Origin of the sequence: Delftia sp. WSY_16 (genome assembly GCF_043104415.1) — a bacterium.
GTDB classification, from domain to species: Bacteria; Pseudomonadota; Gammaproteobacteria; order Burkholderiales; family Burkholderiaceae_C; genus Comamonas; species Comamonas tsuruhatensis.
Genome location: NZ_JBICKS010000030.1, coordinates 170416 through 196035, shown reverse-complemented (window position 1 = coordinate 196035; position 25620 = coordinate 170416). Strand labels below are relative to the sequence as shown.

The following is a 25620-nucleotide window of genomic DNA, read 5'->3' as shown; positions in this document are numbered from 1 at the left end:
TGACAAATTCAGACGAGGCATCGGTTCAGCGTCACCGCTGCGCTTCCCATGCAGGCTGGATCAACAAAGCCCGCATTTCTTGAACGCCTGCGGGTGCTGCCCCTGCGGGACAGGCTGCGTCGGCGCTACAGTCGGTCCCCATCCCATGCATACCCCTCCCCACATACAAGGCTGGTGCCCCGGCGCCTGGCAGCCCATGGCCTCCGGCGATGGGCTGGTGGTGCGCGTGCGCCCGCCGCTGGGGCGGTTGACGGTGGTCCAGGCGCGGCGCCTGGCGCGCCTGGCCCTGGTGCATGGCAGTGGCGTGCTGGAGCTGTCCAGCCGCGCCAATGTGCAGCTGCGCGGCATTGCACCCGGTCGGCACGCCGCCGTGCTGCGCGCCCTGGCGGCCGTGGGCCTGCTGGACGCCGACGCGGGCCGCGAGCGCCGCCGCAACCTGGTGATCGACCCGCTGTGCCGGCCGCAGGAGGCTGTCCATGCGCTGGGCCAGGCCCTGCAGCAGGCGCTGGATGCGGCCGACGACCTGGCCGGCCTGCCCGCCAAGTTCGGCTGGTCGGTGGAAGGCGCGCCGGGCCGGCTGGCCGGCGTGTCCGCCGATATCCGCCTGCAGCGCACCTCTACCGGCTGGCAGGTGCAGCCCGATGGACGGCAGCAGGCGCTGGCCGTGGCCGACGCGGACCAGGCCGTGGCCGCAGGCCTGGCGCTGGCGCGCTGGTTTGCCGGTCAGGCCGTCCTTCGCCGCGCCCAGGGCTTGCGGCCCGGGCGCATGGCCGCGGTGGCGGCGCAACTGCAGCCGCCCCCGGGACTGGACTGGGTGGAGACAGAAACCCCGGCCCACGGCGAAGGACCGGCGCCCGGTGCCGTGCCCGGCGTGGGCTGGCTGTTGGGCGCGCCGCTGGGCCGCTTGCCGGCCGTGGCGCTGGCGCGGCTGCTGCGCGCCTTGCCTGAGCAGGCCTTTTTGCGTGTCACGCCCTGGCGCATGCTGCTGGTGGAAGACCAAGACGCGGAAGCTGGCGCCGCCATGCCCCGCTGGTGGGCGGCTGCAGGGCTGGACAGCGCCGCTGACTGGATCACCCACGCCCATGACCCGCGCCTGCGCGTATCCGCCTGTACCGGCGCGCCGGGCTGCACCCAGGCCCTGGGTCCCACGCAGACATTGGCGCTGGAGCTGGCGCCGCAGGTGCCGCCCGGCGCGCACCTGCATGTGACCGGATGCGCCAAGGGCTGCGCGCGGCAGGCGCCGGCCACGGTGGTGCTGCGGGCAGAAGGTGAAGACGAGGGCGAAGGCCTCGTCTATTCCGTAGTGCGCCACGGCCGTGCCGGGGATAGGGCGCAGGAGCAGCGGACCCTGGCCTCGGTGCGAGACAATCCGGGATTGCTGTTTTCAAAAGAATAATGCTGCACCGCTACGAAACCGATGGCGCCGAGATCTACCGGCAGTCCTTTGCCACCATCCGCCGCGAGGCGGCGCTGGAACGCTTCACGCCTGTCGAGGAACGCGTGGTGGTGCGCATGATCCACGCCGCTGGCCTGGTGGAGCTGGCCCCGCACGTGGCCTTCTCGCCCGGCATGGCCGAGGCCGCCGCGCAGGCCCTGCAAAACGGCGCGCCCGTGCTGTGCGACGTGCGCATGGTCAGCGAGGGCATCACGCGCTCGCGCCTGCCCGCCGCCAACCCCATCATCTGCACGCTGCAGGACGAGCGCGTGCCCGCGCTGGCCCGTGACATGGGCAACACGCGCAGCGCCGCCGCGCTGGAGCTGTGGCGCCCGCACCTGGCCGGCGCCGTGGTGGCCATCGGCAATGCGCCCACGGCCCTGTTCCACCTGCTCAACATGCTGCAGGACCCGGCCTGCCCCCGGCCGGCCGCCATCATCGGCTGCCCCGTGGGCTTTGTGGGTGCCATGGAATCCAAGCAGGCGCTGATGCAGGACCTGCCCGTTCCCTGCATGGCCGTGCACGGCCGCCTGGGCGGCTCGGCCATCACCGTGGCCGCCATCAACGCACTGGCCAGCCATGTCGAGTAGGCAGCCGCGTCCCGGCCAGGGCGGGCCCGGCATTGTCTGCGTGGGCCTGGGCCCGGGCGACCCCGAACTCATGAGCGTCAAGGCCGACCGCCTGGTGCGCGGCGCCCGCCAGGTGGCGTTCTTCCGCAAGAAGGGCCGGCCCGGCAAGGCCCGCCAGCTGGTGGACGGCCTGCTGGCCCAAGGCGCTGCCGAGCACGCAATGGAATATCCGGTGACCACCGAGCTGCCCGTGGACAGCCCCGCCTATGTGGACCTGCTGGCGCGCTTCTACGACGACTGGTGCCTGCGCCTGGAAGCGCTGGCGCAGACCGGGCAGGTGGTGGTGCTGTGCGAGGGCGACCCCTTCCTCTACGGCTCCTTCATGCATCTGTACACCCGGCTGCGCGAACGCGGCCAGGTGCCGCTGGACGTGGTGCCCGGCATCCCCGGCATGGTGGGCTGCTGGCACGCCACGGGCGAGCCCATCACCTGGGGCGACGACGTGCTCAGCGTGATGACCGGCACCCTGTCGGAAGACGAGCTGGTGCGCCGCATGCAGTCCGCCGAGGCCCTGGTGGTCATGAAGGTCGGCCGCAACCTGCCGCGCATCCGCCGCGCCCTGCAGCGCACGGGCCGGCTGGAGGCCGCCTGGCTGGTGCAGAACGGCACCACGGACAGCGAGCAGGTCGCGCGCCTGGGCGATGTGTCCGACGACGCCTGCCCCTATTTCGCCATCGTGCTCGTGCACGGCCAGGGCCGCCGGCCGGAGGCCGCATGGTGAGCGCCGGCCGCCTGACGGTGGTGGGGCTGGGCCCGGGCGCACTGGACCAGATCACGCCCGAAGCCGCAGCCGCCTTGCACGCGGCCGACGATGTGGTCGGCTACCTGCCCTATGTGTCCCGCGCGCAGGCCCTGCTGGCGCAGGCGGGTCAGGGCCAGGCCGTGGCCTGGCATGCCTCGGACAACCGTGTGGAGCTGGAGCGCGCGCGCCAGGCGCTGGCGCTGGCCGCGCAGGGGCGGCAGGTGGTCGTGGTGTCTTCGGGCGACCCGGGCGTGTTCGCCATGGCGTCGGCCGTGTTCGAGGCCATGGAATCGGCCGATGCGGCGCAGGCCGCCGCCTGGCAGGCGCTCGATATCCAGGTGCTGCCCGGCATCACCGCCATGCTGGCCGCCGCCGCGCGGGCCGGCGCGCCGCTGGGCCATGACTTTTGCTGCATCAATCTCTCGGACAACCTCAAGCCCTGGCCTGTGATCGCGCGGCGCGTGGAACTGGCGGCCGAGGCCGACTTCGCCATGGCCTTCTACAACCCGCGCTCCAAGAGCCGGCCCGAAGGCTTTGTGCGCCTGCTGCAGCTGCTGCGCACCCGCTGCGAGCCGCAGCGCCTGCTGGTGTTCGCGCGCGCCGTGTCCACGCCCGAGGAACACTTGCACGTATGCACGCTGGCCGAGGCCACGCCCGAGATGGCCGACATGCGCACCGTGGTCCTGGTGGGCAACAGCGCCACGCGCCGCGTGGGCCGCTGGGTCTACACGCCACGCCACTACGGCATGGATGGCGGCGCGGGCGGTGCTGTCGGCGCCGTCGGCGCTGTCGGCAGCACGCCATGAGCAATCCAGTGCAGCACCGCAGCCACCGACCCGGTGCGCTGGCGCTGCGGCAGCGCCGGGCGCTGCACCATCACCACGGGCAGGCCCAGGGCACGTGCGGCATCGAGCTTGCCGCGCGTGGCCTCGCCGCCCGCGTTCTTGGCCACCAGCCATTCGATGCCGTGTGTGCGCAGCAAGGCTTCATCGTCTTCCGCGCTGAAAGGCCCGCGCCCCAGAACCACCGTGGTGTGGGGCAGGGGCAGGCTGCCGGGCCCGGGCGCATCGACCAGGCGCAGCAGATAGTGGTGCTGCGGCCGGCCCGCAAAGGCCGCAAGCTGCTTGCGGCCCACGGCCAGAAACACCCGGGCGGCTGCCTGGGGCAGGGCGGCAGCGGCGGCGTCCATGTCGGGCACGTCGATCCAGGCATCACCAGCACTGGCCTGCCAGGGCTCGCGCTCCAGCGCCAGCAGCGGCGTGCCGGTGGCGGCGCAGGCCTCGCAGGCATTGCGGCTCATCTGCGCGGCGAACGGATGGGTGGCATCGACCACATGGCTGATGGCCTGCCCGCGCAGGAATTGCGCCAGGCCCTGCGCGCCGCCAAAGCCTCCCACGCGCGTGGGCAGGGGCTGGGCCACGGGCGACTGCGTGACGCCCGCATACGAGAACACGGCGGCAATGCCGGCGCGGTGCAGGGCCTGGGCCAGCTGGCTGGCGCCGCTGGTGCCGCCCAGCAGGAGAACATGGGGCATGACTGATCCCTGGTTGACATTGGTGGGCCTGAACGAAGACGGCCTGGACGGCCTCGCGCCCGCCGCGCTGCGCGCACTGGACGCTGCCGAGACCGTTTTTGGCGGGCCGCGCCACCTGGCGCTGGCCCAGGCCGGCGAGCGGGGCCGCCCCTGGCCCGTGCCCTTTGACGTGGCGCCCGTGCTGGCCTGCCGTGGCCGGCCCACGGTGGTGCTGGCGTCGGGCGATCCGTTCTGGTTCGGGGCGGGCGGCAGCCTGGCGGCGCATCTGGCGCCGCAGGAGTGGCGCTGCCACGCCCAACCTTCGACATTTTCGCTGCTGGCGTCCCGCCTGGGCTGGAAGCTGGAAGACACGGTCTGCCTGGGCCTGCATGCCGGCCATGTCCAGCAGTTGCTGCCGCACCTGTCGCCAGGCCGCCAGTCGCTGGTGCTGCTGCGCGATGGCGCCGCCGTGGCCGCACTGGCGGACTGGCTGGTGCAGGAAGGCTGGGGCGACAGCCGCCTGGAGGTCATGGAATCCGTGGGCGGCCCGCGCGAGCGCCGCCGCGCATGGCGCGCCGCCGAAGCCGCCCAGGCCCTGGCCGCCGACCCTGCCTGCGCGCCCGTGGCCGTGGCCGTGCTCGCCCAGGGCGGCGCGGCCCTGCCGCTGGTGCCGGGCCGGCCCAATCACTGGTACGCCAACGACGGCCAGATCACCAAGGCCCCGGCCCGCGCGCTGACCCTGGCGGCTCTTGCGCCGCGCCACGGCGAATGCCTGTGGGATGTGGGCGGCGGCTCGGGCTCGGTGGCCGTGGAGTGGTGCCTGGCCGGTGGCTCTGCCATCAGCCTGGAGCAGCATGCGGCGCGTGCGGACAACATCCGCCTCAACGCCCGGCGCTTCGGTCTGCAGGCGCGCCTGCGCGTGGTGCAGGGCGTGGCGCCCGAGGCGCTGGCCGGGCTGCAGGCGCTGGCCCGGCCCCAGGCCGTGTTCGTGGGCGGGGGCTTTGACGCCGAATTGTTCGATCGCCTGCAGGCCCTCATGCCCGCAGGCTGCCGCCTGGTGGTCAATGCCGTGACGCTGGAGACCGAGGCCCTGCTGGTGCAACTGCAGGCCCAGCACGGCGGCCAGCTGCTGCGGCTGGAGATCTCCAGCGCCGAGCCGCTGGGCCGCATGCGCAGCTGGAAGGCTGCGCGGCCGCTGGTGCAGTGGAGCTGGCAGCGGTGAACCCGGACCAAGCCATCCCCCACCGCTGCGGCGTGCTGGGCCTGGGCCTGCACACCGACGCACTGCCCGATGCGCTGCAGGCGCTGTGGCAGCGGGCGCAGGCTTTCCTGCCGGAAAGCGCAGACGCAGGCGCCTGCGCGCCCCAGCCCATCTGCGCCGTGGCCGTGCTGGACACCAAGGCCGGCCACCCGGCGCTGGCCGCCTGGATGGCGGCTGTCGTGCCCACGGCCGTTCTGGTGCGTGTGCCGCCAGGGCAACTGCCTGGGCAGCCCGTGTTCACGCAGTCGCCGCGCATGCTGGCGCGCTATGGCACGGGCAGCGTGGCCGAGGCGGCGGCGCTGGCCGCCGCAGGCCCGCACTCCGCCCTGAGCGTGACCCGCCTGGTGGCGGACGATGGCAGCGCCACCCTGGCCCTGGCCGTGGGCCAGGGCGGTCCTCTGAACTGTTGCCTGGCCCACGCCAGCCAGGCCAAGAAACAAGGAGCAACGGCATGACCGTGCATTTCATCGGCGCCGGCCCCGGCGCCGCCGACCTGATCACCGTGCGCGGGCGCGACCTCATGGCGGCCTGCCCGGTCTGCCTGTACGCAGGCTCGCTGATACCGCGCGAGCTGCTGGCGCACTGCCCGCCGGGCGCGCGCATCGTCAACACCGCATCCATGAGCCTGGACGACATCGTGGCCGAGATCCAGGCCGCCGAGGCGCGTGGCGAAGACGTGGCGCGCCTGCACTCGGGCGACCTGTCCGTGTGGTCGGCCATGGGCGAGCAGCTGCGCCGCCTGCGCGAGGCCGGCATTGCCTACACCGTCACGCCCGGCGTGCCCTCGTTCGCGGCCGCCGCCGCCACGCTGGGCGCGGAGCTGACCCTGCCCGGCCTGTGCCAGTCCGTGGTGCTGACGCGCACCTCGGGCCGCGCCACGGCCATGCCCGAGGGCGAGAACCTGGCCGCCTTCGCGGCCACGGGCGCCGTGCTGGCCATCCATCTGTCCATCCATGTGGCCGCCAAGGTGCAGTCCGAGCTGCTGCCGCACTACGGCGCCGATTGCCCCGTGGCCATCGTCTGGCGCGCCAGCTGGCCTGACGAAACCGTGGTGCGCACCACGGTGGGCAGCCTGACCGAGGCCGTGGCCACCCACATGGAGCGCACGGCCCTGATCCTGGTGGGCCGCAGCCTGCAGGCCGAGGACTTCGGCGAAAGCCGCCTCTACGCGGCCGACTACGACCGCCGCTACCGCCCGCTGGGCACCGAGCCGCGCTTTCCCGCCACCGATGTGCATGCGAATGCCGCGCTGGATACCGCGAGGGATACCTTGAGGGACACCGTGAGCGACACCGTGATCGACGTGCCCCTCGGGAACCCCGCACCATGAGCGCCGCCCTGCCGCCCGTGGCGCTGAGCCTGATCGGCATCGGCACGGGCAACCCCGACCACCTCACGCGCGAAGCCCAGGCCGCCATGCAGGCCGCCGACCTGATCCTGCTGCCGCACAAGGGCGAGGACAAGGCCGAACTCGCCGCCCTGCGCCGCGACCTGTGCGATGCCGTGCTCACTGCGCCCGGCCCGCGCATCGAAGGCTTCGACATGCCCGTGCGCCGCAGCGTGGGCGACGACTACCTGGCCCAGGTCGATGAATGGCATGCGGCCATCACGCGCTGCTGGCAGGCGGCCATCACCCGGTCGATGGCCGATGGACTGGCGCCGCGAACGGCGGGCCAGCCCTTGCAGGTCGCCCTGCTGGTCTGGGGGGACCCGGCGCTGTACGACAGCACCCTGCGCATCGCGGCGCGCATGCAGCCGGCGCCGCACAGCGTGCGCGTGGTGGCGGGCATCAGCTCCATGCAGGTGCTGTGCGCCGCGCATGCGATTGCGCTCAACGGCATAGGCCAGCCCTTCGTGGTGACCACGGGCCGCCAGCTGCGCGAGCAGGGCTGGCCGCCCGGCGTGGACACGGCCGTGGTCATGCTGGACGGGCAATGCAGCTTCACCGAGCTGCCCTCCCACGGCCTGCACATCTGGTGGGGTGCCTACCTGGGCATGGACCGCCAGATGCTGGACAGCGGCCCGCTGGCCGAGGCCGCCCCGCGCATCGCGCAGGCCCGAGCCGCAGCGCGCGAGCGGCATGGCTGGATCATGGACATCTACCTGCTGCGGCGCGGGGACTGAGGCCGAGGCTGCTGCCGACGCCGGCCCTCTAGCTGCACACCCCCTTCATCAAGGAATCCCGCCATGCAGATGGACAACATCCCCTTCAACACCACCGACTGGGCCGCCGTGGCGCCCACCGAGCATTCGGCCGAGGCCGGCCAGGCGTTCTGGCGCACGCAGAACTTCGGCAACATCCGCGTGCGCACGGTGGAGTACACGCCCGGCTATGTCTCCGACCACTGGTGCACCAAGGGCCATGTGCTGCTGTGCCTGGAAGGGGAGCTGGAGACCGAACTGGCGGACGGCCGCCGCTTCACTCTGACACCCGGCATGAGCTACCAGGTGGCGGACAACGCCGAGCCGCACCGCTCGCGCTCGCCCAAGGGCGCCAGGCTCTTCGTGGTGGACTGAACCTGCAGGCACGATCGGCACGGCAGCGCGCTGCAGGTCTGCGACAGGTTCGCGCCGGCGCGGGCGAGAGCTGCGCAAACGTGCCGTCATTGAGTGGCGTACGGCAAGGCTTGCCAGGGTGCCCATGCCCGGGTGGTGGAATGCCTGACGGACGGCTCTCCAGGTACACAGTCATCGTCCATCAACTCAGCGGCGAAGTAGGCATTGCCGATGGCGACAGCCCCTGTGGCCGGGCTTGTGCACAATGAAGAGCTTTCGCCCAGCCTCTTCACGCGATGCAGCAAGAACCCGACTTCCTCCACAACCTGAACCAGGAATTCCGGGACGGCAGGCGCTGGCTGGACCGCACCATCGTGCTGGCCTATGCCGCCGCCGCCGGGCTGTGCGTGGTGGCCTTCACGCTGATGGCGGACGCGGGCTTCGAATTCTTCGAGAGCATCTACCACTGGCAGGGCGGCTGGGCCGTGCTGCTGTGGATGCCTGCCGTCACGGCGGGCGCCGTGTGGCTCACGCGGCGCTGGGCGCCGGGTGCGGCGGGATCGGGCATTCCGCAGGTGATCGCCACGCTGGACCCGGCGCTGGACTCCACGCAGCGCGGGCGCTTCGTGTCGCTGTGGCTGTCCTTCGCCAAGATGGCGCTGGCCAGCGCAGGCTTTGCGGCGGGGCTGTCCATCGGGCGCGAGGGGCCGTCGGTGCAGGTGGCCGCCGGTGTCATGCACCATGCGCGGCGCTGGTTCGGCCCGCATTCGGGCATCAGCCACCATGCGCTGCTGGTGGCCGGCGGCGCGGCCGGCATTGCGGCGGCCTTCAACGCGCCGCTGGCCGGCGTGGTCTTCGCCATCGAGGAGCTGTCGCGCAAGCTGGAGTCGCGCTCCAGCGGCCTGATCATCGCGGCCATCGTGCTGGCTGGCCTGATGGGCGTGTCGGCCTTCGGCAACCTCAGCTATTTCGGCCGCATCCAGGTGCCCCACCTGACCTGGGACGCGCTGCTGCCGGGCCTGTGCGTGACCCTGGCCTGCGGCGTGCTGGGAGGCCTCTTCGCCAAGCTGCTGGCCGCCTCGCTGACCCGCGCGCCCGAGCGGCTCAACCAACTGCGCGCGCGCTTTCCCATCCGCTTCGCGGCGGCGGTCGCGCTGGTGATCGCCGTCATCGGCATGGTCACGGGCGGCGCCACCTTCGGCGCGGGCTCGGAAGCCGTCAAGCACATGCTGGCGGGCCAGGCCGACGTGCCTTCGTTCTACGTCACCCTGAAGTTCATCGCCACCTGGCTGTCGGCCTGGGTGGGCGTGCCGGGCGGCATCTTCGCGCCCTCGCTGTCGATTGGCGCGGGCGTGGGCCACAACGTGGCCGGCCTCATGGGCGCAGACATCGCGCCCGCCCTCATCGCCATGGGCATGGCCGCCTTCCTGGCCGCCGTGACGCAGGCGCCGCTGACGGCCTTCATCATCGTCATGGAGATGGTGGACGGCCACTCCATGGTGCTCAGCCTCATGGCGGCGGCCATGCTGGCCAGCCTGGTCTCGCGCATGCTGGCCCGGCCGCTGTACGAGACGCTGGCCCAGCACATGCTGAGCATGGTGGTCGCACCTGCTCCTGCTCCTGCGTCGGCACCCGCACCGGTGCCCGAGCAGGCCTCTCCCCCGAAGGACCAGGACAAGCCCGCAGGCGCCTGAAGCGGGCGCGCTTGGCTGACAGCCAATGGCGAATGCCGATGGCCTGGGTGTGCTGCACGCCACGCCATGCTCCCTTCCTGAGTCCGGACGCAAACCCAAGGAAAGGAACGCGGCATGTGGGAGGAAGTGGCCAACACCCTGGTCGAGGAATTTTCCAGCCTGCCCGATGCGGCCGAGGTCACGCGCGTCATGGTGCGCCTGCTGCTGGCGGCGCTGCTGGGCGGCATCGTCGGCTACGAGCGCGAGCACAAGGGCAAGGCCGCAGGCCTGCGCACCCACATGCTGGTGGCCATGGGCGCGGCGCTGTTCGTGCTGGTGCCCGAGCGCGGCGGCATGGACATTGCCGACATGAGCCGCGTGATCCAGGGCGTGGTGGCCGGCGTGGGCTTCCTGGGCGCGGGCGCCATCATCAAGCGCCACTCCGAGGAACAGGTGCAGGGCCTGACCACGGCCGCCGGCATCTGGATGACGGCCGCCATCGGCGTGGCCTGCGGCCTGGGGCGCGAAGCCATCGCGCTGCTGGCCACGCTGCTGGCCATCGTCATCCTCGTGATGCTGCCGCACGTGGTCAGTGCGCCGCCGCCGCACGATGACGCGGAGCCGGACACCAAGCCGCGCGAGACCTGAGGGCGGGCTGCGGCTCAGGCGTGCGGCTGTGAGTCGGGTGGCGGGGACTCCGCCTGTGCCAGCAAACTGTCCCAATCGCCAGGAGGGTGCCCGTTGGCGAGCATTTTTCGGAACACCCTGTAGGCATCGTCGCTGCCCTCATAGGCTCGCCTGGTGTCCTCATCGTTGACCCAGGCGAACACGATGATTTTGCTGGGGGCGTGAAAGCGGAAGAACAGGCGGTACTGCTGGAAGAACCTGGCCCGAAACCAGTGCTTGTGCTCCTCGCCCAGGGTATGGCCCTGGCGGTAGTCTGGCCGCGTGGGATCCTGCGGGATGACATCGAATGCCAGCTTGCGGATCGCCGCCAATCGCTTGGTCGCGTTCTTGCGTGTGTACCCGCCAGGGTCCTTGGTTTTCAGACCCTCCACTTCGTGGCTCAACGCCTGTAGCTGGGCCAGGAAAAGCGGGTGCATGAATACCGTCCAGCCGTGGATGCGCAAGGGGGCGGGCGGTACGGCGCTCATTCGTCGTCTGCCAGAAGCGGTGCATCCAGATCGACCTCGATGCCTTCGGTCAGCGCCTGGATCTGCTGCGCCAGACGGGCATCCATGGTCTGCAGGCGCTCGGGGTGGGCTGCCATGTCCTGTGCCAGAAAGCCGAGAAACTGGCCCAGCACGGGATCGGCATCCTCGGCGGAGTCGGCGCGACTGAGCACGACCTCCCCGCCGGGCAGGATGGTGTAGTGGATCCTGTCGCGCTTGCTCAGGTGCAATGCGCGGCGAACGGCTTCGGGAATGGTGGTCTGGTAGCGGTCAGTGAGCGTGGATTCGGCTTCAAGTGTCGAAAACATGATGGCATCTCCTGATAGGCTGCCATGCATGGTAATGCAGGTGCATTACCATGCCCGGGCGAAAGGTTCCTTCCCGGAAAGCACGCGCATCCCGCCTCAGAAATCCACACTCGCACTCAGCGAGAACGTGCGCGGACCGCCCACCGTCAGGTAGCCCGAACCCGGGTAGCCGCCTACGGAGGCCCAGTAGTTGCGATCCGTCGCGTTGTCCACGCGCAGGCGCAGCGTGAGCAGCTTGCCCTGCACTTCGGTCATGTAGCGCACGCCCAGGTCCAGGCGGTTCCATCCGGCCACGCGCAGGGTGTTGACGTCGTTGGCGTAGCTGGCGCCGGTGTGCACCAGGCGGCCGTCCAGCGCCAGGCCGTTGATGCCCGGCACATCCCATTCCACGCCCGCCGTGGCCTGGAAGCGCGGCACGCCGATGACGCGCTTGCCGTCGGTGGTGGCTCGGCCCGTGCTTTGCTGCCTGGCGTCCAGCCAGGTGGCGCCGCCCAGCAGGCGCAGGCCGCGCATGGGTTCGCCGAAGACGTTGAATTCCACGCCCTGGTGGCGGTCCTTGCCGGCCGAGGTGAACAGGTTGCCGTCGATCAGCGAGCGCGGCTTGTCGGTGGAGAAGAAGGCCAGGCCGCCGCCCAGCTTGCCGCCGTCGTACTTGACGCCCACTTCCTTTTGCTTGGTCACGTAGGGCGACATCTGCTGGCCCGCGTTGGCGATGATGGTGTCGCCCGACTTGGCCGGCGCCGTGTCGCCCTGGGCCAGTCCCTCGATGTAGTTGCCGTACAGCGATACCTGGGGCGTGAGCTTGAACACCGCGCCCAGCACCGGGCTGGTGCGGCTCTGGTCATAGGCCGTGCGCACGCCGCCCTGGCTGGTGACCGCGCCGTTGCTGACGAGGCGGTAGCTCACCGAGTCGGTCTCTATCGTCTGGCGGCGCACGCCGGCCGTCACCAGCATGCGGCCGTCCATCAGCGACAGCGTGTCGCCCAGCGCAAAGCTGTTCAGGCGCGTGCCCCGGTTGTAGGCGGGGTTGGACAGGTCGTTGCCCAGGTAGTTGAGCGGTGTGATCGCGTAGTAGCGCGGGTCGTAGAGATTGGTGGCCAGCGTGTTGCTGCCCCCGCCGGTGCTCATGCCATAGGCGTTGTAGACCTTGAGGTCGAAGGCCGAGTAGCTGGCCACGATCTCATGGCCCACGCTGCCCGTATTCAGGCGTGCGCGCACGCCCAGCTCGCCTGTGCTCACGCGGTCCTTGCGCGCGTTGTCGAAGCGGCTGGTGGTGGCCGCGCCATTGCCGGCCGCCGCCAGCGTGATGTTGGCCAGCGAGTTGTTCTCGGAGCTGCGGCGCAGGCCGTAGGCGGCCCAGGCCGTCACGTTGCTGTTGATGTCCCATTCGCCGCGCAGCGTGCCGAACAGGTCGCGCTCGTCGGAATAGGTCCAGGGCTGGGCCCAGTTGGAGGAAGCATCGGGCGCCGCAGGAATGGCCGCCAGCCCTGCGCCCGGCGTGACATTGGTGCGCGTGCGCTTGAGGCGGTTGTCCTGCCAGCCGATGTCGCCCGACAGGCGCACATTGCGGCTGCGCCAGTCCATGCCCACGGACAGCAGATCGAGCTTGGAGCTTTCCTGGTCGATGGCGGTATCACCGCCCCGGTGCGCGGCATTGAGGCGGATGCCTGTGGCCTGGTCGGGGCCGAAGCGCCGGCTCACGTCGGCCGCCACAAAGGCCTGGCCGCCGCTGGCAATGCCTGCCGTCAGGCGCGACAGCGGATCGCTGCCCGCGCGCTTGGGCAGCAGGTTGATGTTGCCGCCCAGGCCGCCGCCATTGGGGCTGGCGCCCATCAGAAAGGCCGATGCGCCGCGCAGCAGCTCCACGCGCTCGAACAGCTCGGTGGCGATGTACTGGCGCGGCAGCAACGCATACAGGCCGTTGTAGGCCACGTCGTCCGAGCCCAGCACGAAGCCGCGCACGAAGTAGGACTCCTGGAAATTGCCGAAGCCGCGCGCCACGCGCACGGAAGGATCGTTCTGCAGCACATCGCCCACGCTCTTGGCCTGGCGGTCCTGGATCAGCTCGTTGGTGTAGCTGGTGATGGAGAACGGCGTCTCCATGTTGTCGCGCGTGCCCAGAATCCCGGCCCGCCCGCCGCGCGCCACCTGGCCGCCCGCGTAGGGCCTGGACAGGCCTTCAGCCGACGCATCGGCGCTGGCCTCCACGGTGACGGTGCCCAGCTCGGGCGCGGCCGTTGCCGTGGAAGGGGCAGGTTGGGCCCATGCGGCGCCAGCAGACAAAAGAAGGGCCAGGGCCCCGGCGATCGGGGTCAGCGTGTGGAGGGGGGAGTGCATGGAGAAAACGGGATGAGAATGCGGGATGAGAATGATTCCCAATAATTTTATCGATGCGACTCCCCCGTATGGAGCTTGTAGGGAGATGTGTCTGTTTGTGCCCACACTCCGCCTGGCCCGCCTTCACGCCTGTCCAAGCAGCTCCCACGAGCAGACCTGCGCCTCATCCTCCCCCTGCACGAACGCAACCCGCATGCCCAGCGCCTTGCCCATGCCTTGCACGGCCAGGCGCAGGGCGGTGGGCACGGCGCGGTCGCCCGTGATGACGACCATGCCCCGGCACAGCTGGCGCATGCGTTCGCGGTTGCGCTTGAAGAACAGGGCGCGCTGCTTGCGTTCTTCGTGGCTTTCCTCGGGGTGGTCGCCGGGCAGGTGGTCGGTGAGCAGCACGAAGTGCCGGCCCTGGTCGAGCAGGGATTCCAGCTGGCCTTCGGCCGATGCGTCTTCGTTGGTGCGGGCCTTCTGCGCCGCATGCTCGCGCAGGTAGACCAGGGGAAAGTGGGTGGTGTCGAGCAGCATGGCATTTCTCCTGAAAAGGGCGGGCCGTCAGTACAGGTCGTTCCTGACCGCATGGGCGTAGTGGGCGTTGGCCTGTTCCTGTTGGGCGGTATCCATGGCGGGCGCCGTGGCATCGGCCAACTGCGTGAGGGCGGCCATCATCTGGCCCACGGAGGGCAGGGCGGTGCGGTCCAGCTGGCTTGACGGGTTCCACAGGCCGGAGCGGTGGACGGCCTTGCCGCAGTGCAGCAGCACCTCGTCGACCAGGACCACGGTGGCGGTCTTGGGCGTGCCCCGGCCTTCGCTCAGTTCCTGCAGCAGATGGGGGTCGGTGGAGATGCGGCCGCGCCCGTTGATGCGCAGGAAGATGTCCAGCCCCGGGAACAGGAAGAGCATGGCCAGGCGGTCATCGGCCTGCAGGTTGCGCAGGGATTCGATGCGGTTGTTGCCGGGCCAGTCGGCAAAGGCCACGGTGCGCTCGTCCAGCACCTGCACAAAGCCGGGTGGCCCGCCGCGCGGCGAGGCATCCAGGCCGCGTTCGCCGGCCGTGGCCAGGCAAAAGAAGCTGGCCTGGCGCAGATAGGCCTCGTGGAAGTCGGACAGGCGGTCGCGCACGGCCTTCTGGATTCTTTCTGCCGGGGCGGCGTAGAGCAAGTCCAGGTCGATGGCCGGGCCTGGCGGGTCTGCAAGGGCGGTGTTGTCTGTGTGCATGGCACAAGCGTAAGAACAAAGGCGTTGGCGGCTGTAGACTGGATCAGCCAACAAATAGCTCAAAGACGCCATGCCCGATGCCATTCTTGAACTGGTCAGCCATGTGAACCGTGCCGATGGCCCCGTGCTGATAGCAGCCGTGGGCAACCAGGACGAGGAGCTGGCCTCCGAGCCGCACCGCCACGCGCGCGGCCAGCTGTTCGGCTCGCTGCGCGGGCTGCTGTCGGTGGGCGTGGAAGACGCGGTCTGGGTGGTGCCCGCCATCCATGCCGTGTGGCTGCCGCCGCACCAGCTGCATTCGGGCCGCTCCCATGGTCCCTTCCACGGCTGGAGCGTCTATGTGGCGGAGCCGGCCTGCGCCGACCTGCCGCAGCGGCCCTGCGCCATCCGCACCTCGGGCCTGTTGCGCGAGGCCGTGCTGCGCGCCGCCGGCTGGGGATGGCAGCAAGGCGTGCCCACAACGCAGCCCGTGCAACCAGGCCCTTCGGCGGACCAGGCCCGCGCCCATGTGATGGCGGTGATCCTGGACGAGATCCGCACCCTGCCCGTGGAGCCCCTGGGCCTGCCCCTGCCCGCCGACCCGCGCCTGCAGCGCATCGCCCGCGCACTGATCGCCGACCCGGCCGATGCCCGCGACCTGGAGGCCTGGGCGCGCTGGGCCGCAGTCAGCTCGCGCACGCTGAGCCGGCGCTTTGTCTCGGAGACGGGCTTCAGCTTCACCGCCTGGCGCCAGCGCGCGCGGCTGATGCGCTCGCTGGAGATGCTGGCCGCCGGCGCGCCTGTAACGAACATCGCGCTGGACCTGGGCTACGCCACGGCCAGCGCCTTCATCGGCTTGTTCCGGCGCACGTTCGGGGAGACGCCTGCGGCGTACCGGGGGAGGTTGGGGGCGAGTGCAAGCTGAGGCGGGGTCGGCGACTGGATTGCCACATGAAAGTAGGATCACTCACTTGCCTACAGGGAGCCTCCCATGCAGACCACTCAGCAAATGAGCATCACCTTGCCCAATGACATCGCCGATGCGGTCAGGGCCAAAGTGAGGGCCGGTGAGTACGCCAGCGAAAGCGAGGTGATCTGCGCGGGGTTGAAAGCGCTGATGGACAAGGATCGCGGCCTGGATAGCTGGCTGCACCTGGAGGTAGGCCCTGCTTATGACGCCTTGAGGGCTGATCCCTCCAGCGCCGTCACCCTCGGCCAGTTGCGGGAGCGTCTGGCTGCCGAGCGCAGCGGCGGCAACGGCGCGTGACGCTGCCCGCGTCGCTCCTGGGTGACTTCGCCTACAACCGCTGCAACTGCGCATTCAGATACGCATCGCGCGAGGGCAGCAGGTGCTCGGCGCACAGGCGGACCAGGGCGTCGCGGTCCTGGGCGCGCAGGGCTTCGATCATCTGCCAGTGTTCCTGGCGTGCGCGCTCGCGGTAGTCGGCCGAGACCAGGGAGGCGAAGCGGATGGGGTGGGTCTGGCGCGCGTATTCGGTGATGGCCTTGTGCAGCGTGTCGTTGCCCGCCAGCGCAAACAGTTCCTGGTGAAAGGCCAGGTTGATGCGGAACACCAGGCGAGCGTTGCCTTCGGCCACGGCGGCGTCGTGCTGCTGCTGGATGGCGGTCAGGCGGTCCAGGCTTTCGGGGGGAACGGGCAGGGGGATCTTGCGCGCGGCCTCGACTTCCAGCATGCCGCGCAGCTCGTACAGCTCCTGCACTTCCTGGGTGGAGAAGGAGCGCACCAGGGCGCCCACGTTCTTGCGGCGCTCGATGAGGCCCATGCGGTCCAGCGCGGCCAGGGCCTCGCGGGCCACATGGCGCTTGACGTCGAAGCGGGCCATGAGGTCGTCCTCCACCAGGCGTTCGCGCGGGTGCAGCCGGCCGAAGACCACGTCCTCTTCCAGCGCGGCCACCATGGCGCCCAGGGCGTCGGCTGCGGGGGCGGGTTCGGCATCCAGGGAAATCGGCAGTGAGGCGGCAGCGACCATCAAGACAGGCGGTTGGGACAAAGACGCCATTTTGTCCGAATTGACCGCCTGCGCCGACTATTCACGCCGGCCGGGAATGGTGCCGCGCTCGGTGGCGCAGCGCAGGAAGTCGAAGTCCACGCCCTGGTCGGCCTGGTTCACGGTGGTGAGGAAGAGCTTGCGGTAGCCGCGCTCGGCCGTGGGCACGGCCACCGGCTGCTCGCGGGCGCGGCGGGCCAGTTCCTCGTCGCCGACCTGCAGCGTCAGCTCGCGGCGCGCCACCGACAGCGTGATGCGGTCGCCATTCCTCACATGGGCCAGCGGCCCTCCCACGGCCGATTCGGGCGTGACGTGCAGCACGATGGTGCCGAAGGCCGTGCCGCTCATGCGCCCGTCGGAGATGCGCACGATGTCCTTGACGCCGGCCCGCGCCAGCTTGCGCGGGATGGGGATGTAGCCGGCCTCGGGCATGCCGGGCGCGCCCTTGGGGCCGATGTTCTTGAGCACGAGGATGTCGTCGGCCGTCACGTCCAGGTCGTCGCTGTCGATGCGGTGGGCCAGGTCGGCCGCGTTCTCGAAGACCACGGCGCGGCCTTCGTGCTCCATGAGCCGGGGATGGGCGGCCGACTGCTTGATGATGGCGCCGCCCGGCGCCAGGTTGCCCTGCAGCACGGCGATGCCGCCCTGCGGGTAGATGGGGTTGGAGCGCGGGCGCACCACGTCCTGCGCAAAGCCGGGGCCGGCGCGGTCGATCTCTTCGCCCAGCGTGCGGCCGGTGACGGTGAGGGCGTCCAGGTTCAGCAGGGGCTTGAGCTCGCGCAGCAGCGTGGCCATGCCGCCCGCGTGGTGGAAGTCCTCCATGTAGTGGTCGCCCGAGGGCTTGAGGTCCAGCAGCACGGGCGTGTCGCGGCCCATGCGGTCCAGGGCCTTGAGGTCGATGTCATAGCCCATGCGCCCCGCAATGGCGGCCAGGTGCACGAGCCCGTTGGTGGAGCCGCCGATGGCCAGCAGCACGCGCATGGCGTTCTCGAAGGCGGCGGGCGTGAGGATTTTGTCGATGGTCAGGCCCCCGCGCGCCATGCGCACGGCCTCGGTGCCGGTCTGCTCGGCAATGCGGATGCGGTCGGCCGTGACGGCGGGGGGCGAGGCGCCGCCGGGCACGGTCATGCCCAGCGCCTCGGCAATGCAGGCCATGGTGCTGGCCGTGCCCATGACCGAGCAGGTACCCACGCTGGCCACCAGCTGGTTGTTCACGTCGGCGATCTCTTCGGCGTCGATCTCTTCGGCGCGGAACTTGCCCCAGTAGCGGCGGCAGTCCGTGCAGGCGCCCACGCGCTCGCTGCGGTGCGAGCCGGTGAGCATCGACCCGGTGATCAGCTGGATGGCCGGAATGCCCGCCGAGGCCGCTCCCATCAACTGGGCCGGCACCGTCTTGTCGCAGCCGCCGATGAGCACGATGGCATCCATGGGCTGGGCGCGGATCATCTCCTCGGTGTCCATGGACATGAGGTTGCGCAGGTACATGCTGGTCGGCGCCGAGAAGCTTTCGTGCACCGAGATGGTGGGGAAGTCCATGGGCAGGCCACCCGCCAGCATCACGCCGCGCTTGACGGCCTCGATCAGCTGGGGCGCATTGCCGTGGCAGGGGTTGTAGCTGCTGCCCGTGTTGGTGATGCCTATGACGGGCCGCTGCAGCGCCGAGTCCGTGTAGCCCGCGCCCTTGATGAAGGCCTTGCGCAGGAACAGCGAAAAGCCGCGGTCGCCGTAGTTGGTCAGGCCCTTGGAGATGCCCGTGGCCGCATCGGCGGGGGCGATGTCATGGCCTGGAGCGCCATCGGGAGTCTTGGGGTCGGTCATGGGTGGGGTGCTTTGCAGAGGGTCTTGGCGGGGTCGGAAGGCAGGCGCTGCCTTGTCGTGGGGCAGGATAGCGGCGGATGCCGCGGATTATTATCGTCGTTATCACCTATATTATTAATAATCTATCTGGCCAACCATGCAGCCGTGCCCGGAGTGCGTGCCGGGCATGTTTTTCCGACACAAGACAAAAGGAGGAGACACCCATGGTTGTTGCTGCATCCCGCATCCGTCGCATTCATGCGCCCAACCGGCGCGCCGCCCTGGCTGCGGCGCTGCTGGCCGCGCTGGCGCTGGGCCCAGGCCTGGCCACGCCCGCGCTGGCCGACGGCGCCTATCCGGCCCGGCCCATCAAGCTGGTCGTTCCGTACACGCCCGGGGGCGCCACCGACGTGATCGGCCGCGTGGTGGGGCAAAGGCTCTCGCTGGCGCTGGGCCAGCCCGTGGTGGTGGAGAACCGGGCCGGCGCGGCCGGCAACCTGGGCGCCGCGGCCGTGGCCAAGGAAAGGCCCGATGGCTATACGCTGCTGCTGGGCGCGCTGACCAGCCATTCCATCAACAGCGTGCTCATGCCTGCCACGGCGGGCTTCACCATGGACAAGAGCTTCGCGCCCATAGCCGTGGTGGGCCGCGTGCCGCTGGTGATCACCGTGGGGCCGTCGGTGACGTCGGCCAATCTGGCGGAGTTCATCGCGCTGGCCAAAGCGAAGCCGGGCGGGCTGAACTACGGCTCCTCGGGCAATGGCTCACCCCAGCATCTGGCGGCCGAGCTGTTCAAGCGGCAGGCCGGCGTGCCGCTGACGCACGTGCCCTACAAGGGCAGCACGCCCGCGCTCAACGACCTCATGGGCGGCCAGGTGGATGTGGTGTTCGACACCCTGCCCGCCACGCAGGGCTTCATCAAGGGCGGGCGGCTGCGCGGCCTGGCCGTGACCACGGCGCAGCGCGTGCCCTCCATTGCCGACATTCCCACCACGGCCGAGGCCGGGCTGTCGGGCTTCGAGGTGACGTCGATGTTCGGCCTGCTGGCGCCTGCGGGCACGCCCGCGCCCATCGTCGCCCGGCTCAGCGGCGCGCTCAAGGAGGTGATGGGGCAGCAGGAAGTGAAGGACGCCCTGGTCGCCCAGGGCGCCATGCCCACCTTCACCACGCCTGCCGAGGCGCGCATGCAGATCGCCAAGGAGGTGGGCCGCTGGTCGGCCGTGATCAAGGAGTCGGATATCAAGCCGGACTGAGGCCGGGTGCGGGGCGGGGCCGGGTGGGGCCGCGCTGATATCGGGAAGGGCACAAGCATATGCCCAAAGATTCGTTCCCCCGCGCCTGCATCGTGGCGATACTGGCCGGCCGCATTCCCTCCACCGCCTCAGCTTTTTCACCGCCGCACCGTGCTACCCGACCCAGTCCCCGACAGCGCGGCCGAAGCGCAGGTCGATCGCGTCATCGACGGCCTGCTCAACGGCCTGCAATGGCGCGCCAGCGTGTTCCATGTGGGGCAGTACTGCGGGCGCTGGCGGGCCTCCACGGCGGGGCGCGCGCGGGCCAGCTTTCACCTGATCCTGGACGGGCGCTGCTGGCTGCACCTGCCGGGCCAGCCCTCGGTGGAGCTGCAGCCGCGCGACGGCGTGTTCCTCTCGCGCGACGTGCCGCATTTCATCTCGCCCTATGCCGACCCGGACATGGCCTGCGCCCCGCAGGCCATGCGCCCCGCCACGGGCGATGCCGGCATCGGAGAGACGGCGCTGGCCTGCGGCTTCTTCACCTTCGAGGGGCCCATGCGCGGCCTGCTGGTCGATGCCTTCCCCGACCACCTGGTGCTGCGCGGCGACGACCATGCGATGAGCGGCGCCTCCATGCTGTTCGACCTGATGCGCGCCGAGGCGCTGCGCACGGGCACCGAGCCCTCGGCCGTGATGGACCGGCTGGTGGGCCTGCTGTTCTTCTACGGCCTGCGCCAGCTGGCGCATGGCGATGCGCGGGCGCGCGGCATCTGGAGCCTGCTGCGCCGGCCGGGCTTTGCGCCGCTGGTGGCCGAGCTGCTGCGCGAGCCGGCCCGCAACTGGAGCGTGGCCGACATGGCCGCGCGCGTGTGCCTGTCGCGCGCCACGTTCTTTCGGCAGTTCGCCGAGGCCTGCGGCCAGCCGCCCCAGCAATTCCTGCTGCTGCTGCGCATGCAGCTGGCCGCGCGCCGCCTGGCCCAGGGCGAGGCGATAGGCCAGGTGGCCGAGGCCGTGGGCTACGAGTCCTACGCGGCATTCTCGCGCGCCTTCAAGCGCGTGATGGGCGAGCAGCCCGGCGCCTGGCAGCGCGCGCAGGCACGCTGCTGCTGAGCCGGCATCCGGGCCCGCCGCATCTGCCTGCGGGTTGACACGTTCGGGCATAAATCCGCGACGCGGCGGCATTGATGGCAAGGGGGGCGCGGCCGATCATGAAGGCATTCCTTCATTCCTGCAAAGCACCATGGCACGCCTGACCCTGCACACCCCGCAAACCGCCCCTGAAGCCAGCCGCCCCTTCGTGGAGCGCGCCCTGGCCGGCAACGGATTCCTGCCCAACCTGATCGCCATCCTGGCCAACTCGCCCCAGGCGCTGGAGACCTATGTGACCGTGGGCCAGATCAACGCGCGCGCCCAGCTCACGCTGGCCGAGCGCGAGGTGGTGCAGATCACGGCGGCGCGCATCCATGGCTGCGACTTCTGCGTGGCCGGCCACACCAAGCTGGCCTTCAAGCAGGCCGGCCTGACCCAGGCCGAGGTGGTGGCGCTGCAGGACGGCCGGGACACGGGCCAGCCCCGCCTGGACGCCGTGCGCCGCTTTGCCGAAGCCGTGATCGCCACGCGCGGCGCCGTCGCCGACGAGGCCCTGGCCGCCTTCCATGCAGCAGGCCTGAGCGAGCAGCAGGCGCTGGAGGTGGTGCTGGGCATCAGCCTGGCCACGCTGTGCAACTTTGCCAACAGCCTGGCGCAAAGCCCCGTCAACCCGCAGCTGCAGCCCTATCTGCCCGAACAGTTCCGACAACCGCAGGAGAACGCACATGCTGGCTGATTCGCTGCGGCAGTGGCTGGACGCCCATGCCGACTCCCTGGACGAAGGCCCCGCGCATGCGCACGAAGTGCTGCCCCGGCTGGCGCAGCACCGCCTGTTCGGCCTGGGCGTGCCCGTGGCCGAGGGCGGGCAGGGTGGCAGCCTGGGCGATGCGCTGGAGGCCATTGCCGGCGTGGCCGGGCATTCGCTGACGGCGGGCTTCGTGTTCTGGGCGCAGCGCGCCTTTGTCGAATACCTGCTGCAGTCGCCCAACGCGGCGCTGCGCCAGCGCTGGCTGCCGGGCCTGCTGCAGGGCACGCAGGCGGGCGCCACGGGCCTGTCCAACGCCATGAAGTACCTGGGCGGCATCGAGGCCCTGCAGGTCGAGGCCACGCCCGTCGGCTCCGGCAACGCCGACGGCCTTGCACTGCGCGGGCGCGTGCCCTGGGCCACCAACCTGGTGCCGCCGGGTCGCTTCGTGGTGGCCGTTGCCGTCTCGCGCAGCGACGGTGCAAAGCCCTTCGTGGCCGCGCTGCCCGGCGATGCGGCGGGCCTGCAGCGCAGCGCCGACCTGGACCTGATCGCGCTGCGCGGCAGCCATACGGCGGCGCTGTCCATCGAGGGGCTGCAGATCGGTCCGGCCGATGTGATCCATGCCGACGCCAACCATTTCCTGCCGCGCGTGCGGCCCGCCTTCATGGGCCTGCAGCTGGGGCTGTGCATCGGCCTGGCGCGCGCCTCGCTGGCGGCGGCCTCGGCCCGTGCCGGCGCCGGGCGCGATGTGCTGGGCGGCCCGCTGCAGCAGCAGCGCCACGCGCTGGAACTGGCCACGGCCACGCTGCATGCCGGCCTGTCCGACGGGCGTTTTCTTGACCGACCTCAAGCCCTGTTCCGCCTGCGCCTGGAATTGAACGACATCGTGCAGCAGTCCCTGCAGCTGGAACTGCACGCCAGTGGCGGGCGCGCTTATCATCGCGACCAGCCGCTGGGATTTGCGCGCCGTTGGCGCGAGGCGGCCTTCATCCCCATCGTGACGCCCAGCGTCACGCAGCTACAGGGTGCGCTGGCTGGCGCGGCCCTGGCAACCACCAGTTCATGACCCAGACGGAAGCTTTCTCCCCTGACGCTCCCGCGCCCGTGCTGCAGGCACGCGGCGCGGGCTTTGGCTATGCGCCCGGCAAGGCCGTGTTCGAGGACATCTCCCTGAGCATTGCCCCGCGCGAGATCGTCTGCCTGCTCGGCGGCAGCGGCTGCGGCAAGTCCTCGCTGCTGCGCGTGCTCGGCGGCCTGGAGTCGCCGGACGGCGGCGCCTGGAGCCGGGGCGAGCTCCAGTTCCTCGGACAGCCGCTGACCGCGCCGCACCCGCGCGCGGGCTTCGTGTTCCAGCAGCCCAGCCTGCTGCCCTGGCTGGACGCGCGGCGCAACGTGGGCTTCGGCCTGGACTTCGAGCGACAGCCGAAGCTGGAGGCCGAGGCCCGCCGCCAGCGCGTGGAGCAGGCGCTGCAGGCCGTGGGCCTGGGCGGCAGTGGCGCGCTCTACCCCTCGCAGTTGTCGGGCGGCATGGCCCAGCGCGTGGCCCTGGCGCGCGCCCTGGCCCGCGAGCCGCAGCTGCTGCTGGCTGACGAGCCGTTCTCGGCCCTGGACGCCATCACGCGCGCCGAGATGCAGGAGCTGATGGTGGACGTGGTCCACCGCTGGCACACGGCCGCGCTGCTGGTCACGCATGACATCGACGAGGCCATCCTCGTGGGCGACCGCATCCTGCTGATGGGCGGGCGGCCCGGCCACATCGTGCGCGAATGGCGCGTGGACATAGCGCGCCCGCGCGAGGACCAGGCCGCCGCCGTGACCGCGCTGCGGCTGGACATCCTCTCGGCCCTGCACGGCGTGCGCCATGCGGCCCAGGCCTGATCCGGCTCGCCTGCCTGCCTGCCCGCCTGCCGATCCGCCTGCAGATCCGCCATTTCTTCGACTTCAACCATGCTCTTCTGAAAGGTCTTTCGCATGAGCTTCCAGGACCACCCTTCCTACACCCACATCTGCGCTTCGTCGGACTGCGGCTGCGGCCTCACGCGGCGCGACATGCTGCGCCTGGGCGCGCTGGCCACGGCCTCGGTGGCCGCGCCGCTGCTGGCCGCAGGCGATGCGCGCGCCCAGGGCTTCAAGGGCGATGACCAGCCCGTGAAGATCGGCTACCTGCCCATCACCGACGCCACGCCGCTGCTGGTGGCCCACGGCAACGGCCTGTTCGAGGCCGAAGGCCTCAAGGCCGAGGCGCCGCGCCTGTTCCGCTCCTGGGCCCAGATCGTCGAGGCCTTCGTCTCGGGCCAGGTCAACGTCATCCACCTGCTCACGCCCTCCACGCTGTGGGTGCGCTACGGCGCCAAGTTCCCCGCCAAGATCGTGGCCTGGAACCACGTCAACGGCTCGGGCCTGACCGTGCTGCCCGAGATCCAGAAGGTGCAGGACCTGGGCGGCAAGACCGTGGCGATCCCGTTCTGGTACTCCATCCACAACATCCTGCTGCAGGACGTGCTGCGCAAGGCCGGCCTCACGGCCGTGACGCGGGCGCGCGGCGGCGCCATTGCGGCCAACGAGGTCAACCTCGTCGTGCTGGCACCGGCCGAAATGGTCTCGGCCCTGGCCGGCAAGTCGATTGCGGGCTTCATCGTGGCCGAGCCCTTCAATGCCGCCGCCGAGATCGCGGGCGTGGGCAAGATGCTGCGCTTCTCGGGCGATGTCTGGAAGGACCACGCCTGCTGCGTCACCTTCCTGGCCGAGCGCGATATCGCCGACAAGCCCGAATGGGCCCAGCGCGTGACCAATGCCGTGGTCAAGGCCCAGCTGTGGACGCGCGACAACCGCCTGGCCGCCGCGCGCCTGCTGTCGAGCACAGGCGAGCGCCGCTACACGCCGCATCCGCAGCAGACGCTGTCCAAGGTGCTGGCCGCCACCGACTACGCCAGCTACGAGGCCAGCGGCGTGGTCGTCAACAAGGGCTGGCACCAGCGGCGCATCGACTTCCAGCCCTATCCCTATCCGTCGTACACCGAGCAGCTGGTGCGCGCCATCAAGGCCACCAAGGTCGAGGGCGACACGCGCTTCCTCGACAAGCTGGAGCCCAAGTTCGCGGCCACCGACCTGGTGGACGACCGCTTCGTGCGCAAGGCCATCCAGGCCGTGGGCGGCCCGCAGGTCTTCGGCATTCCGGCCGATTTCTCGCGCCGCGAAACCATCGTGGTCTGAGCCAGGTGTTGCGACGTATTGGATTGCCGCTGCTGGGCGCGGCCCTGGTCCTGGCCCTGTGGTGGGTGGGCGGCGCGCTGCTGGCGCGCAGCACGCCCGTGGCTGCGGCCTTCGCGCCCTGGCCGTCGCTGCAGGCGCTGGGCCAGCTGCTGACGGGCGCCGACATCTGGATGCACACCCTGCTGAGCCTGCAGCGCGTGGCCGTGGGCCTGCTACTGGCCTTTGTGGTCGGCGTGCCGCTGGGTGTGCTGGTGGGCCTGTCGCGCGGGTTCTCGCAGGCGTTTTCGCCCGTGTTCCAGTTCCTGCGCATGATCTCGCCGCTGTCGTGGATGCCCATTGCCGTGATGGTGCTGGGCGTGGGCGACGCGCCCGTGTACTTCCTGCTGGCCTTCGCCGCCGTCTGGCCCATCCTGCTGAGCACGGCGGCCGGCGTGGCCCAGCTGGACCGCAACTGGCTGCTGCTGGCGCGCAGCCTGTCGGCCACGCGCACCGAGACCGTGCTGCGCGTGGTGCTGCCCGGCATCACGGCCCAGATCCTCACGGGCGTGCGCCTGGCCATCGGCATCATCTGGATCGTGCTGGTGCCCGCAGAAATGCTGGGCGTATCGGCCGGCCTGGGCTACTTCATCCTCGACACGCGCGACCGCCTGGCGTATTCGGAGCTGATGGCCGCCGTGGTGCTGATCGGCGCCCTGGGCTATGCGCTGGACCATGCGGCGCGCTGGCTGCACCAGCGCTGGATGCATTCGGCCTGAGGCCTGCGGGCAGGCGGTGG

28 protein-coding genes are annotated in these 25620 nt (G+C 70.6%); 20 read left to right on the top strand and 8 right to left on the bottom strand.

All coding sequences use genetic code 11. The features are described 5' to 3' along the window. Positions 1-145 precede the first annotated feature (145 nt). Genes cobG through cobJ form a run of 4 tightly spaced genes read left to right on the top strand, consistent with a single transcriptional unit; the run spans position 146 to position 3612 of the window. The gene (cobG, locus tag ACF8O7_RS16355; protein ID WP_392443843.1) at positions 146-1396 is read left to right on the top strand and encodes a precorrin-3B synthase; all 1251 of its coding nucleotides are present in this window, start codon (positions 146-148) and stop codon (positions 1394-1396) included. Continuing rightward, positions 1396-2025: a precorrin-8X methylmutase gene (locus tag ACF8O7_RS16350; RefSeq protein ID WP_013800507.1), complete on the top strand. Its 630-nt coding sequence runs from the start codon at positions 1396-1398 to the stop codon at positions 2023-2025. The genes cobG and ACF8O7_RS16350 overlap by 1 nt, the downstream gene beginning before the upstream one ends. Further along, positions 2015-2785 (top strand): precorrin-2 C(20)-methyltransferase, encoded by a 771-nt coding sequence (gene cobI, locus ACF8O7_RS16345; protein ID WP_267178145.1) that lies wholly within the window; start codon positions 2015-2017, stop codon positions 2783-2785. Before ACF8O7_RS16350 ends, cobI begins: the two co-directional genes overlap by 11 nt. Beyond that, the gene (gene cobJ, locus ACF8O7_RS16340; protein WP_392443841.1) at positions 2779-3612 is read left to right on the top strand and encodes a precorrin-3B C(17)-methyltransferase; all 834 of its coding nucleotides are present in this window, start codon (positions 2779-2781) and stop codon (positions 3610-3612) included. Before cobI ends, cobJ begins: the two co-directional genes overlap by 7 nt. Here the strand turns inward: cobJ and ACF8O7_RS16335 are convergent. Further along, positions 3546-4340, bottom strand: coding sequence for a cobalt-precorrin-6A reductase (locus tag ACF8O7_RS16335; RefSeq protein ID WP_203400362.1), 795 nt, complete (start codon positions 4338-4340; stop codon positions 3546-3548). The genes cobJ and ACF8O7_RS16335 overlap by 67 nt on opposite strands. Here ACF8O7_RS16335 and cbiE point away from each other — a divergent pair. From cbiE to ACF8O7_RS16300, 7 genes are all read left to right on the top strand, one after another. After that, positions 4339-5541, top strand: coding sequence for a precorrin-6y C5,15-methyltransferase (decarboxylating) subunit CbiE (gene cbiE / locus ACF8O7_RS16330; RefSeq protein ID WP_392443839.1), 1203 nt, complete (start codon positions 4339-4341; stop codon positions 5539-5541). The two genes, ACF8O7_RS16335 and cbiE, sit on opposite strands and share 2 nt — an antisense overlap. Continuing rightward, positions 5538-6035, top strand: a complete 498-nt coding sequence (locus ACF8O7_RS16325; RefSeq protein ID WP_392443837.1) for a cobalamin biosynthesis protein — start codon at positions 5538-5540, stop codon at positions 6033-6035. The genes cbiE and ACF8O7_RS16325 overlap by 4 nt, the downstream gene beginning before the upstream one ends. Next, the gene (gene cobM / locus ACF8O7_RS16320) at positions 6032-6910 is read left to right on the top strand and encodes a precorrin-4 C(11)-methyltransferase (RefSeq protein ID WP_099752653.1); all 879 of its coding nucleotides are present in this window, start codon (positions 6032-6034) and stop codon (positions 6908-6910) included. Before ACF8O7_RS16325 ends, cobM begins: the two co-directional genes overlap by 4 nt. Beyond that, entirely contained in the window at positions 6907-7704 is a 798-nt protein-coding gene (gene cobF, locus ACF8O7_RS16315; protein WP_392443835.1) for a precorrin-6A synthase (deacetylating), read from the top strand. The genes cobM and cobF overlap by 4 nt, the downstream gene beginning before the upstream one ends. A gap of 63 nt (positions 7705-7767) precedes the next feature. After that, positions 7768-8097: a DHCW motif cupin fold protein gene (locus ACF8O7_RS16310; protein ID WP_013800515.1), complete on the top strand. Its 330-nt coding sequence runs from the start codon at positions 7768-7770 to the stop codon at positions 8095-8097. Between the two features lie 275 nt (positions 8098-8372). Beyond that, complete coding sequence (locus tag ACF8O7_RS16305; RefSeq protein ID WP_017406579.1) at positions 8373-9770, top strand: chloride channel protein; 1398 nt, start codon at positions 8373-8375, stop codon at positions 9768-9770. Positions 9771-9884: 114 nt separating this feature from the next. Next, positions 9885-10397, top strand: coding sequence for an MgtC/SapB family protein (locus ACF8O7_RS16300; RefSeq protein WP_016448386.1), 513 nt, complete (start codon positions 9885-9887; stop codon positions 10395-10397). A gap of 14 nt (positions 10398-10411) precedes the next feature. Here ACF8O7_RS16300 and ACF8O7_RS16295 read toward each other — a convergent pair whose 3' ends face one another. The 5 genes from ACF8O7_RS16295 to ACF8O7_RS16275 form a co-directional block, all read right to left on the bottom strand. Further along, on the bottom strand, positions 10412-10903 hold the full coding sequence (locus tag ACF8O7_RS16295) for a type II toxin-antitoxin system YhaV family toxin (protein ID WP_043790975.1): 492 nt from the start codon (positions 10901-10903) through the stop codon (positions 10412-10414). Next, complete coding sequence (locus ACF8O7_RS16290; RefSeq protein WP_016448384.1) at positions 10900-11229, bottom strand: type II toxin-antitoxin system PrlF family antitoxin; 330 nt, start codon at positions 11227-11229, stop codon at positions 10900-10902. Before ACF8O7_RS16290 ends, ACF8O7_RS16295 begins: the two co-directional genes overlap by 4 nt. Before the next feature lie 96 nt (positions 11230-11325). Beyond that, the gene (locus tag ACF8O7_RS16285) at positions 11326-13566 is read right to left on the bottom strand and encodes a TonB-dependent siderophore receptor (protein ID WP_126311036.1); all 2241 of its coding nucleotides are present in this window, start codon (positions 13564-13566) and stop codon (positions 11326-11328) included. Positions 13567-13689: 123 nt separating this feature from the next. Further along, positions 13690-14085 carry a hypothetical protein gene (locus ACF8O7_RS16280; RefSeq protein WP_154833467.1) on the bottom strand — a complete coding sequence of 132 codons (396 nt, stop codon included), beginning with the start codon at positions 14083-14085 and terminating at the stop codon, positions 13690-13692. Positions 14086-14112: 27 nt separating this feature from the next. Beyond that, complete coding sequence (locus tag ACF8O7_RS16275; RefSeq protein ID WP_392443832.1) at positions 14113-14775, bottom strand: MSMEG_1061 family FMN-dependent PPOX-type flavoprotein; 663 nt, start codon at positions 14773-14775, stop codon at positions 14113-14115. Positions 14776-14845: 70 nt separating this feature from the next. Between ACF8O7_RS16275 and ACF8O7_RS16270 the strand changes: the two genes are divergently transcribed. Next, positions 14846-15679 (top strand): helix-turn-helix domain-containing protein, encoded by an 834-nt coding sequence (locus tag ACF8O7_RS16270; protein WP_016448379.1) that lies wholly within the window; start codon positions 14846-14848, stop codon positions 15677-15679. 66 nt (positions 15680-15745) lie between these two features. Continuing rightward, a complete protein-coding gene (locus ACF8O7_RS16265) occupies positions 15746-16021 on the top strand; it encodes a type II toxin-antitoxin system ParD family antitoxin (protein ID WP_016448378.1) in 276 nt (91 codons plus the stop codon). 31 nt (positions 16022-16052) lie between these two features. Here ACF8O7_RS16265 and ACF8O7_RS16260 read toward each other — a convergent pair whose 3' ends face one another. Continuing rightward, positions 16053-16745, bottom strand: a complete 693-nt coding sequence (locus ACF8O7_RS16260; protein ID WP_212644718.1) for a GntR family transcriptional regulator — start codon at positions 16743-16745, stop codon at positions 16053-16055. 57 nt (positions 16746-16802) lie between these two features. Further along, a complete protein-coding gene (locus tag ACF8O7_RS16255; protein WP_126311032.1) occupies positions 16803-18581 on the bottom strand; it encodes an IlvD/Edd family dehydratase in 1779 nt (592 codons plus the stop codon). A 203-nt stretch (positions 18582-18784) separates the two neighbouring features. On the opposite strand from ACF8O7_RS16255, the gene ACF8O7_RS16250 reads away from it, so the two are divergent. The 7 genes from ACF8O7_RS16250 (at position 18785) to ACF8O7_RS16220 (ending at position 25600) form a co-directional block, all read left to right on the top strand. Further along, positions 18785-19813 (top strand): tripartite tricarboxylate transporter substrate binding protein, encoded by a 1029-nt coding sequence (locus ACF8O7_RS16250; RefSeq protein WP_126311031.1) that lies wholly within the window; start codon positions 18785-18787, stop codon positions 19811-19813. Between the two features lie 150 nt (positions 19814-19963). Continuing rightward, the gene (locus tag ACF8O7_RS16245) at positions 19964-20905 is read left to right on the top strand and encodes an AraC family transcriptional regulator (protein ID WP_016448374.1); all 942 of its coding nucleotides are present in this window, start codon (positions 19964-19966) and stop codon (positions 20903-20905) included. Between the two features lie 130 nt (positions 20906-21035). Then, entirely contained in the window at positions 21036-21620 is a 585-nt protein-coding gene (locus tag ACF8O7_RS16240; RefSeq protein WP_016448373.1) for a carboxymuconolactone decarboxylase family protein, read from the top strand. Then, a complete protein-coding gene (locus tag ACF8O7_RS16235; RefSeq protein WP_126311030.1) occupies positions 21610-22698 on the top strand; it encodes an acyl-CoA dehydrogenase family protein in 1089 nt (362 codons plus the stop codon). Before ACF8O7_RS16240 ends, ACF8O7_RS16235 begins: the two co-directional genes overlap by 11 nt. Continuing rightward, a complete protein-coding gene (locus ACF8O7_RS16230) occupies positions 22695-23510 on the top strand; it encodes an ABC transporter ATP-binding protein (RefSeq protein WP_013800535.1) in 816 nt (271 codons plus the stop codon). Before ACF8O7_RS16235 ends, ACF8O7_RS16230 begins: the two co-directional genes overlap by 4 nt. A 93-nt stretch (positions 23511-23603) precedes the next feature. Then, positions 23604-24845: an ABC transporter substrate-binding protein gene (locus ACF8O7_RS16225; protein WP_126311029.1), complete on the top strand. Its 1242-nt coding sequence runs from the start codon at positions 23604-23606 to the stop codon at positions 24843-24845. After that, complete coding sequence (locus ACF8O7_RS16220) at positions 24842-25600, top strand: ABC transporter permease (RefSeq protein ID WP_016448370.1); 759 nt, start codon at positions 24842-24844, stop codon at positions 25598-25600. The genes ACF8O7_RS16225 and ACF8O7_RS16220 overlap by 4 nt, the downstream gene beginning before the upstream one ends. Positions 25601-25620 lie beyond the last annotated feature (20 nt).